This is a genomic window from Vreelandella lutescens (assembly GCF_014640815.1).
GTDB lineage: Bacteria > Pseudomonadota > Gammaproteobacteria > Pseudomonadales > Halomonadaceae > Vreelandella > Vreelandella lutescens.
On record NZ_BMHM01000005.1, the window covers coordinates 83,999 to 95,969 of the forward strand.

General features: G+C 57.5%; 12 protein-coding genes. 1 reads left to right on the plus strand and 11 read right to left on the minus strand.

The genetic code is table 11. The features are described 5' to 3' along the window. Positions 1–37: 37 nt before the first annotated feature. The 11 genes from IEW65_RS13470 to IEW65_RS13520 form a co-directional block, all read right to left on the minus strand. Positions 38–517, minus strand: coding sequence for a C40 family peptidase (locus IEW65_RS13470; RefSeq protein ID WP_188639998.1), 480 nt, complete (start codon positions 515–517; stop codon positions 38–40). Between the two features lie 75 nt (positions 518–592). Next, positions 593–1,222, minus strand: coding sequence for a histidine phosphatase family protein (locus tag IEW65_RS13475; protein WP_188639999.1), 630 nt, complete (start codon positions 1,220–1,222; stop codon positions 593–595). A gap of 25 nt (positions 1,223–1,247) precedes the next feature. Continuing rightward, positions 1,248–2,063: a phosphonate ABC transporter, permease protein PhnE gene (gene phnE, locus IEW65_RS13480; protein ID WP_188640000.1), complete on the minus strand. Its 816-nt coding sequence runs from the start codon at positions 2,061–2,063 to the stop codon at positions 1,248–1,250. Between the two features lie 62 nt (positions 2,064–2,125). Beyond that, positions 2,126–2,953: a phosphonate ABC transporter, permease protein PhnE gene (phnE, locus tag IEW65_RS13485; protein ID WP_188640001.1), complete on the minus strand. Its 828-nt coding sequence runs from the start codon at positions 2,951–2,953 to the stop codon at positions 2,126–2,128. Next, on the minus strand, positions 2,950–3,822 hold the full coding sequence (gene phnC / locus IEW65_RS13490; protein WP_188640002.1) for a phosphonate ABC transporter ATP-binding protein: 873 nt from the start codon (positions 3,820–3,822) through the stop codon (positions 2,950–2,952). Before phnC ends, phnE (IEW65_RS13485) begins: the two co-directional genes overlap by 4 nt. Before the next feature lie 125 nt (positions 3,823–3,947). Then, on the minus strand, positions 3,948–4,913 hold the full coding sequence (phnD, locus tag IEW65_RS13495; protein ID WP_188640003.1) for a phosphate/phosphite/phosphonate ABC transporter substrate-binding protein: 966 nt from the start codon (positions 4,911–4,913) through the stop codon (positions 3,948–3,950). Between the two features lie 103 nt (positions 4,914–5,016). Continuing rightward, complete coding sequence (locus IEW65_RS13500) at positions 5,017–6,771, minus strand: bifunctional diguanylate cyclase/phosphodiesterase (protein WP_188640004.1); 1,755 nt, start codon at positions 6,769–6,771, stop codon at positions 5,017–5,019. Positions 6,772–6,890: 119 nt separating this feature from the next. After that, on the minus strand, positions 6,891–8,813 hold the full coding sequence (locus tag IEW65_RS13505; protein WP_188640005.1) for a metallophosphoesterase family protein: 1,923 nt from the start codon (positions 8,811–8,813) through the stop codon (positions 6,891–6,893). Positions 8,814–8,860: 47 nt separating this feature from the next. After that, positions 8,861–10,225, minus strand: a complete 1,365-nt coding sequence (locus IEW65_RS13510) for a sensor histidine kinase (RefSeq protein ID WP_188640006.1) — start codon at positions 10,223–10,225, stop codon at positions 8,861–8,863. Then, positions 10,222–10,896 carry a winged helix-turn-helix domain-containing protein gene (locus tag IEW65_RS13515; RefSeq protein ID WP_188640007.1) on the minus strand — a complete coding sequence of 225 codons (675 nt, stop codon included), beginning with the start codon at positions 10,894–10,896 and terminating at the stop codon, positions 10,222–10,224. The genes IEW65_RS13510 and IEW65_RS13515 overlap by 4 nt, the downstream gene beginning before the upstream one ends. 53 nt (positions 10,897–10,949) lie before the next feature. After that, positions 10,950–11,315, minus strand: a complete 366-nt coding sequence (locus IEW65_RS13520) for a PepSY domain-containing protein (RefSeq protein ID WP_422822617.1) — start codon at positions 11,313–11,315, stop codon at positions 10,950–10,952. Between the two features lie 157 nt (positions 11,316–11,472). Between IEW65_RS13520 and IEW65_RS13525 the strand changes: the two genes are divergently transcribed. After that, positions 11,473–11,949, plus strand: a complete 477-nt coding sequence (locus IEW65_RS13525) for a PepSY domain-containing protein (RefSeq protein ID WP_188640008.1) — start codon at positions 11,473–11,475, stop codon at positions 11,947–11,949. Positions 11,950–11,971: the final 22 nt, after the last annotated feature.

The following is an 11,971-nucleotide window of genomic DNA, read 5'->3' on the forward strand; positions in this document are numbered from 1 at the left end:
AGATCCTGCATTGACGTAGGTCAGCATTGGACACACCTCAAGGTGCCACCGATGCCGCCCCTAAAAAGCGCTGCTGCCAGTAATCAATATCCAGCGGCACGCTGACCACTGCGCGGCCGCTACCCGGGGCGTGAATCATCTGGCGGTTGCCGCCGTAGATGCCCACGTGCGTGGCTTTGTTGCCATCGCCGAAAAAGAGCAGGTCGCCGGGGCGCGGGGCGTCTACCTGAGGAAGTGCGCGGAACTGGCCATCGGCAGTGCGTGGCACGCGGATACCGGCGGCGCGGTAGGTCATTTCAACTAACCCTGAGCAGTCCAGGCCATCCGGAGAGTTGCCGCCAAAGCGGTAGGGCGTGCCAATGGCCTGCTGCGCATGGGAGAGAATTAACGCGCGCTCCATCGAGATGCCCGATGGCAGGCTGGGCGCGGGGGTCATAGCCACGTCTTTACTGGCACATCCGGCTAAAAGTAGAAGGGCAAACAGCGCAAACAGCGGAGAGAGGCGGGTTAACGGCATGAAAACGCTCCAAGTTAGCCTAGAGCTCTTATCATGGCCTAAGCGTCGTTGACCCGCTACTGCTTCCCATCGACGTTACCGCCCTACCCACTCAATAAAGGTGCTTTCACCCAGCGCGTGGCGCTCATGGCGTAGCCGACTCATGGCCGCATAGGGTAAATCCATCACTAAGCCATTACTGAGCGGTTGCTCCAGCACTTGGCGTAGCAGCGCGTTGCACACAAACAGGTGGGCGACGACAAGGACATGTTGGCCGGGAGGATTCGCCAAAAGCCGCCGCCACGCTTCGCTCACGCGGGCATCCAGCTCAGCAAGGGTTTCACCGCTGGGCGGCGCGGCGCGGGCGGGGTCGTACCAGAAGGCACTCATCTGCTCACTGCCTTCCTGTTCGTACACCTGGGCATAGGTTTTCCCTTCCCACTCGCCTAAGTGCAGCTCTGCTAGGTCGTCGTCCACCTGTACCGGCAGGTCGAATTCCTCCCCTAGCCAGAGCGCAAATTCCCGGCACCGAGCCAATGGCGAGCTCACAATGGCATCATAGGGTGGCCGACCATCGACCGTATGGCGCATCACCGCATCGGTCACCTGCTGCCAGCCAGTATCACTGAGCGGGTGATCGGTACTGCCGCGCAGCATTCGCCCTCCCAGCGGTTCACCGTGACGCATCAGATCAAACGTGGTGATCTCGGCATTTGGAAAGCGCATATCGGTTTTCCTTTATTTGGGCGAATTAAATAATAGCGTGACGAACACGAGCCGAGACCCACTCCGACACCAGCACCGTGGCAAAAATGAGCACGAAAATCACGCTGACCTGATTCCAGGCCAAGCTGTTGATCGACGCGTTCAGCTGCAGACCGATGCCGCCCGCGCCCACCAGGCCCAGCACCGTGGATTCACGAATGTTGATGTCCCAGCGGTACACGCTGATCCCCGCAAAGGCAGGCATGACTTGCGGCAGCACGCCATAGTTCATCACCTGCAAGCGGCTGGCACCGGTGGCGCTGATGGCTTCTACCGGCGTAGGGTGAATCTCTTCAATGGCCTCGTAGAGCAGCTTACCCACAAAGCCAATCGATCGCAGCGCGATGGCGATGATACCGGCCAGCACGCCAGGGCCCAGAATGGTCACCAGCAGCATGGCCCAGATGAGTGAGTTAATAGAGCGCGAGGAAACAATGATCATCAACGCCAAGCTGCGTACAAGGGGATGCGGTGTGGTGTTACGCGCCGCCAAAAAAGCGACAGGAAACGCCATCATAATACCCAGTGCAGTGCCCAACGTGGCGATATTCAGCGTGTCCCACATGGGTTTCCACAGCTGGCTGGCATATTCCCAGCGGGGCGGCATCATACGGCTAATCAAATCGCTGCCCTGGCGGCCAGCGTCTTCGACAAACACCCACATGGTGTTGTCAGAAATCACTTTCCAGCAGAGTAAGAACAGGCTGATACCCGCCAGCCAGGCGATATACTGTAGCCACTGAGCGCGGGTGGTGCGCCGCTGCCACTGCGGCACCCCTTGAGGTGAAGATGAAACTGGCATGCGTGGTCCCTTTTGCCTAAAGGCAGTACGAAAATGGTTGGCAACAAGCGTGCGATGCGGCGCTACTGCGTCCAGCGACGCACATGGCTAGAGGCGTACTCACTCATCAGCACAATGGCGATGATGATCAGCAAGATGGCGGCCGATGTGCCGTACTCATAGCGGCTGAGTGAGGTGTTTAACGTCGCGCCAATACCACCCGCCCCGACAATGCCAATCACCGACGACTCGCGGAAGTTGATATCTAGCCGATACATGGAAAGCCCGATCAAACGCGGCATCACCTGCGGCTGCACGGCGTGGTTCATGGTTTGCCACCAGCTCGCTCCGGTGGCGCGCACCGCTTCTACCTGCTTCCAATCGAGGTCTTCAATATCCTCTGCCAGCAGCTTGGCCATAAAGCCGATAGTGGCAAAGGCCAATGTGAGCATGCCCGCAAAGGGGCCAAAGCCAAACATCACCACGAACAAGATCGCGATAATAATTTCTTGAAAGGTACGCGAGACGGCAATAATCGCCCGACACACCGCATACACTGGCAACGGCGCAATATTTTTGGCAGCACCTAAGCCCACGGGTATGGCCAGCAAAACGCCGATCACTGTGGACGTCAGCGTCATGGTCAGACTTTCCATTAACCCGGCCAGAATGTCGTTTTGCCGGCTCATGAAATCAGGCTGCAAAAACGCACCTAGAAAGTTAAGGGCGCGCCCCGAGCCTTCGGCGACGCGCGCCCAGTTCACTTCCACCGATGCCAACGCCAGCAGCAGGTAAACCACGCCACCCAACACCAGCGCCCAGCGCAGCCGAGAGCTTTCAATCAGCGGCAGCCGCCGCCACTGGCCTTGGCGGGCACTCTGTTGGCGTGCTGAAGAGTTCGCCGTGCTCATTGCGCGCCTCCACTCGCCAGCAGGCTTTGGCGCGGCACGGAGTGAGACTGGGTTGCGCGCAGCGGCTCAGCGGGATGAGTCACTTGCTCGCCATCTTCATCGTCATCGGCGGGTTCGGGAGTGGTGTCCCAATCTTCCTCACCGTAAATAGTGGTGAGAATATCGCTGGTGAGTTCACTGGGCTTGCCATCGAACACAATTTCCCCTGCACGAAGCCCCACAATACGGTCAGCAAACTGCTGAGCCAGCGCCACATCGTGAATGTTGATAATGGCCGCTAACTCTCGCTCCGCGCATAGCTCTCGAATCAAACGCATAATCTGGCGCGAGGTTTTGGGGTCCAGGCTCGCGGTGGGTTCATCTACCAGCAGCAGTTTGGGGCTTTGCAGCAGCGCACGGGCAATGCCTACCCGCTGGCGCTGGCCACCGGAAAGCGCATCGGCGCGTTTATCAATCGCATGCGGCAGGCCTACGCGTTCCAGCAGGCGAAAGGCTTCCGCCACGGCTTCCTGTGGGTAACGACGTAAGAAGCTGCGCCAGAACCCGACATAGCCCAGCTGGCCAGAGAGGACGTTTTCCATCACGCTCAGGCGATCCACCAGCGCATACTCTTGGAAGATCATCCCCATGGAGCGGCGCGCATGGCGCAGGCGGCTGCCTGATAGCTTCGTCAGCTCCACATCTTCCAGACGAATACTGCCTTGAGTGGGCTCAACCAAGCGGTTAACGCAGCGAATTAATGTACTTTTACCTGCGCCAGACGGGCCAATCAGCGCCATGACCTGCCCTTTGGGCAGTGACAGCTGGATATCAGTGAGCGCGCGGTCGCCGGTGGGGTAACGTTTGCCAACGCCGGTGAGTGTCAACATGGGAAGTGCCTCAGTGTCTGATACTCAAGTGCTTATATGAATAAGGACTTATGTATTGAGCTACATAGCGGCTCGGCCAGAAGGTCGCCCTCCTGGCCGAGAAAACTAACGGAATGACCGATCGATTAATCGCAGTCGTACGTCACACCATTGGCATCGGCAATAGTACGAATGACCGACCAGTTTTCCTGATAGGTGATCGGAATAAACTGCGCTTCGCCGGAGTTAGCGAACTCTGCTTCCAGAGCGGTGCCTTCCCAGTCGTAGCTGAAGAACGCATCCTGAATCTGCTGGGCAAGCTCTGGGCTCAGGTTGTGAGCCAAGCCATAAGCGGTGGTCGGGAACGTCTCAGAGGTGTAGATAATGTCGTAGTCACCTTCATTAACGACGCCACGAGAGATCATCCGCGTGCCGACTGAGTTGGCAATAGCGGCCGCGTCATAGTCTTTATTCACGACACCCAGAATGGAGTTATCGTGAGAGCCAGAGAAGGCTGTTTCAAAATCTTCGCCGGCTTCCAGGCCGTACTCAGAACGCAGCAGCGCAGAGGGAGCACGAAAACCTGAGTTGGACGTTTCAGAGGTAAAGGCCAACTGACGGCCAGCCAGCTCATCCACCGACGTAATGCCGCTGCCTGGGTAGGTGATGATTTCCATCTCGTAACCAAAGCTGCCGTCTTCAGCGGCCATCATAGCGAAGGGGCGGAAGCCACCACAGTTCACCGCGACCGGCACACCACCGGTGTTGAAACCCGCCACATGCAGGCGGCCAGCGCGCAGCGCTTCTTGCTGGGCAGCGTTGGACTGCACAGGGAAGAACTGAACGTTTTTACCGGTAGCGTCGCTCAGGTGGTCCAGGAAGTCTGCCCATACGTCAGCATAAACAGCTGGGTCTTCAACCGGCGTGTAAGCAAACACCAGCGTATCCGGGTCTACCCACTGCGACTCGTCGCTGGGCACATCCGCGATCATATCGCCATCGTTGTCCACATAGCGTGAAGAGAGGTCAGCAGAGGCAGTCACTGCGGCCAATGCAAACGTGCCTGCTACCGCAGCGCTCAGCAACGTACGAGAAAAAGAGAGAGTATGCATGGATCACCTAAACGGGTTGTGAAACGTTAGGCGTTATCATGATGCCTCGATATGACAGCGGTGGGACACTCTCATGACGCCTGGGTGACGGCTTGGTGACAGCCTAGTGACACTCCCCCACGCAGCAGCCACGCCGTTCGACAAACAGGCTGTTGCCAGCGATTTTTTTGGCTTGATGCTTGAGTTCGGAAAGCTGCGCGGCAATATCCAGCGCCTTGCACTGGCCAGGATCGGTAATCGGTTTTACCGCAATAGAGACACTGACAAACGGGAAAAACGTGATGCCTCCCTGACGGCTCTCGATGGTGATTCCCCCGAGCTTGCGATCCTCTTCTTCGTAAAACCCAGGGGCTATCACTTCAAAAGAGTGGAGAATTTGCTGGCACACCGTTTCCCAGTGCTCCAAAGGCAGCAGCATCATAAAATCGTCGCCGCCAATATGACCAATAAAGCCGCCGGCACTCTCTACCTGCGCCTGTAAGAGTCTCGATAACGAAATAATCACATGGTCGCCGCGGGCGTAGCCGTAGGCATCGTTAAAGGCTTTGAAGTTGTCTAAATCTACGTAGGCGGCCGCGAACCCGCTGCCTTGAGATAAATAGGAGGCCAGGGTTTCGTTAATCAAAATATTACCGGGCAGCCCAGTGAGCGGGTTGGCGTGACGGGCTTGGCGCACCTGAATCGCCGTAATTTCGCGCAGCAGATCCACGATGTTACCCAAACCGAGATAGCGCCCAGCGCTATCAACAATCACAAAATCTTCCTGCTCGGTGTCGCGGCTGTCGGTGAGCTGCTGGCTGAGCGCTTCTAGAGACAAGTCTGCGTCCGCCACGATCATTTTAGGATCCGCGATTTCCAGCGCACAGCGTTTCGCATACAGCGCGTGGCTGTACTGATTCGTGAATAAGGTGAGAAACGCGTTGCGCCGTACTACGGCGACGGGCACCCCGTCGTCGATCACTGCCACGCAGCGCAGGCGAGGGTCCTCGCGAAAGCGTTCGGCCAGCGCAGGTACCGAGTAGTTCGTGGAGACACCCTCTATCGGACGCAAAATGGAGTGCGCCGTGCGCCCTGCCGGGCTTTTTAGCTGAGTCGTGGCAGGCAACAGCGTATTGAGCTGCATCGGTGGCTGCACGCTAGGTCGGGCGAAGTAAAACCCCTGCAACAGCGCCAGCCCGCGATCTAACTCCCATAGGCAGAGATGCTCGGCAGCCGTCTCCACTCCTTCCGCAATCAGTTGGCAGTCCAGGCTACGCGCGACGTCCAGGATCGAGCGCAGAAATTCCCGCTTGGCTGGCTCCTGATCAATGCCTGAAATAAAGTGGCGATCTAGTTTGACGAAATCGGGGCGCAGCTCCGACCAATGGCGCAGGCTAGAGTGCCCAGCGCCCAAGTCATCCAGCGCGACCTGAAAGCCCATGTCGCGGTAATGGTCGACCGCTTGGCGCATCAGTTCGTAATCGTGAATTGGCACGTGCTCAGTGAGCTCAATCACCACACGCTCAGGGGGCAGGCCGCTCTCTTGAATAAAGCTCAGCGTTAGCCCTTCGCGGAAGTCGCGCTCCACGATGGTCAGCGGCATCACGTTGAGAAACAGCAGCCCTGGCAGTTCAAGCTCGGCAAAGCGGCGAATGGCGAGCCGCCGACAGAGCAAATCCAGCTCGACCAGCAGCCCCGCCTGGGTGGCCACATCAAATAACCGCAACGGTGAGTGAAGCGGGGACGTTTTCGGCCCGCGAATCAGCGCTTCATAGCCGTAAATGGCCTGCTGATTGGCGTCCACAATCGGCTGGAACAGCACATGCAGCTCTTCTGCCGCAATAATTTGATTTAGCCATTGTGCTTCTTGTGCGGTCATATGCCTGCTGCCCTATCAAACGTCGACTATCCCTATGATTTGTAACGCTCCATGAGGAAGGTTCTAGGGCAGCAAGCGTGCGTCATTGTGATGACATTTGTATGACAGCCAAGTGTTCTCTACGGGTCGATAGGCACCTTGGGCGGCGGAAAGACCACATCGCCTCCGCTGGCATCGAGCTGGCGAATATCTGTCGGCCTGCCCTGCTCGTCCAAGCTCACCAAGCCAATGCCGCTGGCGTTCCATAGCCGCTCTCCGGCACTGGCTTGGTCCGGGTCGCGGGGGTAGATGCTGAGTTTGCGCCGCTTGGTGAACCAGTTCAGCGGCGACAGCGGCGCGTAGAGCCAGCGGTTCAGCCGGTCAAAGGTATTCAGCAGCTGCTTAGGAAAGGTATTTTTCACTCCGCTGGAGGTGACCTGCCATAGCTGGGGGGCTCGCTTCTGGCGGCGCACGACGATGTCGTAGGCAAAGGAGTAGTGAACATCACCTGAGAGGATCACATAGTTACCGGGGGTTTTGGAGTGCCGCCAAATATGCAGCAGCACATTAGCCGCGCCGCGGTGCGCCATCCAGTTTTCTGCATCAACCACCAGCGGCTTACCCGCTAAGGTAAAGAGCTTTTGAATGCCTTCTATTAACTTGACGCCAAACATCGGCGCAGGCGACACAATCACTGCGCTTTTGGTACCCAGTAATGCCTGCTGCATCTCCATCAGCGCTTCCCAATCCATCAACCCTGATGGTCGGTTGGGGCTGCGCTCGCTACGCCAGCGGCGCGTGCGGGTATCCAGCACAATCAGTGCCGGTGTGCCGGGCACTTGGAATTCCCAGCCCTGAAAGCGCAGCAAACGTTCGATAAAGCTGTCCTGGGCATTGGGATTGAGCGGGCCGACATCGTCAAACAGGGTGATCGCTTGATGCAGTAACGGGTTGAGCTTGTCGGGAGCGTTCCCCCAGCCCTGGCAAAGCAGATACGCCACCAGCGCGTTACCGATAATACGCTTGGAAAACGGGTGGCCGTAGGCACAGCGCTCCCAATCGGCGGTCAGGTTCCAGTCGTCGGTGACATCATGATCATCAAAAATCATCAGGCTGGGCACGTGGGCCATCAGCCGCGCGCACTGAGGCAGGCCCTCCACAAACGATTCGATCACAGCCTGCTCTTTACGGTAGGCCTCGGCCTCTTTTTCGCCTAACGCCGGGGCGTCATAAGCAATCACCTGCCAGGGCGTGGGCGACCACACCAAGCAGTACATGGCGAGCATTTCCGCCAGAGTCATCAGGTGGTTTTGCGCGTTCGCAGAGGTAAAGACAGGCTTCTTAACCCCGCCGAAAAAACGCTCGCGCAGCGCCGCATTACTGGTCACATCCGGCAGCAGCGCTTCTCGGTGGTAATAGCTTTCTGGAGCGTTATACAGCGCTTGGCTATCGTCGACGGTGGCCCCTTCCAACCACTCATCCACCAGTCCAAGCCGGGCAATAAGCGCATGCACCGCCCGCAGCATAGGGCCTGCTACATCATCGACGTAGACTTGGTCACCGGTCATCAGCAGCCAAGCGGGCCACTCAGTGGGCGACGCTTGACGCTCGGCTAGCCAGCTATCGGCACGCACTAAGCCATCGGCGCTATCGTGGTGGGGCTTACGGCAGGAACCGTGCATCAAACGGTGGTGGCGGGAAGCCAGCACAAATCCAGGGTAGGCGTAGCCGTCGTGGCATAGCCATGGTGCCCACTCCGGCAGGCGCTGCCACTCGCCTGCTGGGCTTTTTACCTGCAGGTCGTAGGCAATGCGTGTGTCGGTGGGAAGCGCGATGGGTAGGCTGAGGTCAATCGCGTAAATATAGGCATGCCGACCAATTGCCACACACTGATAGGCGTTATCTAGCGCGTGGGTTTGCTGATCCTCTTGGTCTGGGTTCAGCACCAGCTGCATGGCGAGGGGGCGGGTCGCCACCAGCCATAAGATCAACCGTGACGGTGACAGCCGGCGCAGCAAGGGCCCAACCAATACGTCCGGTAACGTCGTGGCGCTTTGTGCCATTTCACACCCTCTGTGCTGTGTGTTGCATCGCTGCTTAGCAGGTTGATTTAAGTAGCGACCACAGGCAGTTCAATGACTACCTCTAAACCGCCAGACTCAGCACGCTGTAAGCGCATCTGGCCATGATAAAGCGTGACAAGATCCGTCACGATAGCTAACCCGAGGCCGCTTTCTGAGCGTTGCTCATCCAGTCGTTTGCCACGCTGAACAGCGGCTTGGCACTCTTTTGGCGTCATGCCGGGGCCGTCATCACTCACCACCAAAAACAGCGTCTCGTTTTGAGCCTGCAGACGAATGTGCACATCGCTTTTTGCCCAACGCAGGGCGTTATCCAGCAAATTGCCGACCATTTCCTGCAGGTCCTGGCCATCCATGTGCGCCCGCACACCGCTATCCACCGTTTGGCGTAAGGCGATATGACGCCGCTGCGCCAAACGTGCAAGCCCGGTAATGAGCGGCGACAGGGTGTCTTGCAGCACAACGGGGGCAAAACGCACCCCTTCGCCAGCAGCGGATGCCCGTGCCAGATGGTGGCGCACAGCGTTATCGATGCGCGATAGCTCGGCCTCCCAGGTGGCACGATTATCGCTAGGCAGCTGTTTGGCTAACAGGCGCATAACACTAATAGGTGTTTTGAGCGCGTGGGCTAAATTCCCTGCCGTATGCCGACCTCGTTCGATAAGCCGTTGATCACGGGCCAGCACCGCATTCATGGAGGTTGCCAACGTGGCCAACTCGCTCGGCAAGCGGGTATCCAGCTGCTCTACCCGCCCCTGTTCCACATCACGCAGATTGACATTCATGCGCCGCAGCGGCGCGAGCCCCCAGCGCACCTGCAGCGCTAACACGCTCAGCAGCAGTGCTCCCAGTCCCAATAGGCCAAGCCCTAGCATTTGCTGGAACGTCTGAATATCGTCACGCAAATCATCATCCCGCGCTGCCACGCTCACGTGCAGCGGTGCCTCTAACGGTGCCAGATAAATATCCCGCTCGACCACTCGCATCTGCTGGCCACGCGGCCCAGGCAGGTTACGCGCCGTTAATCGTTCGTTCTCTAATACCGGTAAACGTTGGTCCCATAACGACCGCGACGTGATCGAGTGGTTCGCGTCATCGGTAATTTGCCAGTACCAGCCAGAATAAACGTGGTCAAAGCGTGGGTCGCCTAACGCCCGATCATAGTTCAGCTGTTGCGTTAACGGGTCGTAGGTAACCCCCGCAATGACCACGTTTAACGTCGCTTCCAGACGCTCATCGAACGCGTTCACGGCTGAAGTACGGTAGTGATGCGCCAGCAGCCAACCGGCAACCGGCAGTGCCAACAGTACCATCAGCAGCACCGCCAGGAGCAAGCGAAGGTTAATGGAGCGGCTAGCCCAGCGCTGGCTCCAAGAGACAACGTCTGCGCTCATGAGTCGCTGGGCTCGTCTGCTAAGAGGCGATAGCCCTGCCCGCGCAGTGTCGCGATGCGCCATGCTCCTAGCTTGCGGCGCAGCCGACTAACCTGAACGTCGATCACGTTGGAGTCTGGCTCGTGGTCGCGGTCATAGACGTGCTCAGACAGCTCGCTGCGGCTGACCACACGGGGAGCGGCATGCATGAGGTAGCTCAGCAGCCGAGTTTCCTGGGCCGTTAAGCTGACCGGCCGACCCGCCAGCGTGACATGCTGGGTATGGGTGTCCAGGTTAAGCTCGCCCACCTTCAATACTGGGTGCGCATGACCATGGGTGCGACGCACCAAGGCCCGCAGGCGAAACAGCACCTCAGCGGGCTCAAAGGGTTTCGTCACGTAATCGTCGGCACCGGCGGTAAACCCAGCGGCTTTATCGGCCCAGCGTTCACGAGCGGTTAAGATCAGTACCGGCAGATCAATGCCGTCTTCCCGCCAGGAGGAGAGCCAGCGCGTGCCGTCACCATCGGGTAAACCAATATCCAAAATGACCGTATCGTAGGCTTCCGTGCGCACTAAAAAGTCTGCTTCTTGACCGTTCTCTGCCCGCTCTACAATCCAATCGCCATCTTGCAGCGCCTGGCTCAGCTCACGGGCAAGCGCCTGGTCATCCTCTACCAGTAAACACTTCATCAAAGAACCCTTATGAATAACTCAATGGAGGTGGGAAACGTAGATAAGGCGCATTAACGCTGCATGTCACGAATGCGCACGCCCTCTATTTGCATGAGCTGACCGCTGTGGCCGTCGAATTCAAACTCTACCACCTGCCCCTGGGGGCCTAGCAGCTTAATTTCATATTCGACAAGCCCACCGTCGCGATCAATTTCGACTTCCAGCACCTCGCCAATATAGTGGGCTTCTAGCCAGTCAAGAATGGTGTCCAGAGGAACCACATCGCCTCGCCGCACTTCACTGTGCAGCGCTTCCCAGTGTTGGTCACCGATCGCGCTACCTATTAACATCAGCACCAACGCCAGCACCAGCCCGCCCTTATAGGGAAGCCGTTGCCAAGATCGCTGCTTAATGGAGAGAAGAGACGTATTTTTCATATCGCTAGGATGCCAAAGGCAACATGAACGTTAGATGAACAGCTTTGTCAGGTTTAGGAAAGAACCCCGGTGATATAAATACCCTGTCGCATTTGCTGACTGACCTTTGTTAGAAATCACCCGGCAATGCATTCACTAAGCAAAGAAGGAATTTAAAATGAACGCTATGAAAAAAATGCTGCTGATCCCGACCTCTGCTCTTCTGCTCGCCGTCGCGGCGGGTAACGCTCAGGCAGATACCCAGCCAATGGATCGGATGGATGATATTCTGACGAGTTCTGCCGATTATGGTTTTACCCATTACGAAGAAATTAAAGTAAAAAGCCGTGGCCGTATTGAAGTAGAAGGCTGGCTGGACGACGAGTGGTACGCCGATGTTGAATTCTCCCTGGATGGCGGGGATACGCTGAAAGAAGAGCGTAAGCGCTTAATTACGGGTGCTTGGGGGATGAGCGAAGAAGATGTTCGCCAAGCCATCAATGCAGCCCAAGCAGAAGGCATGGTTGAGTTTGAGGAAATCGATATCGATAAGAGCGGCATCATTGATATCGAAGGCCGGGAACAGAACGGCCGCGATCTAGAACTGAGCCTGCGTCAGGGTTCGTTCGAAGTTACCCAGATTGATCGCGATTAATCGCAGCGCTATCTCTCAATCT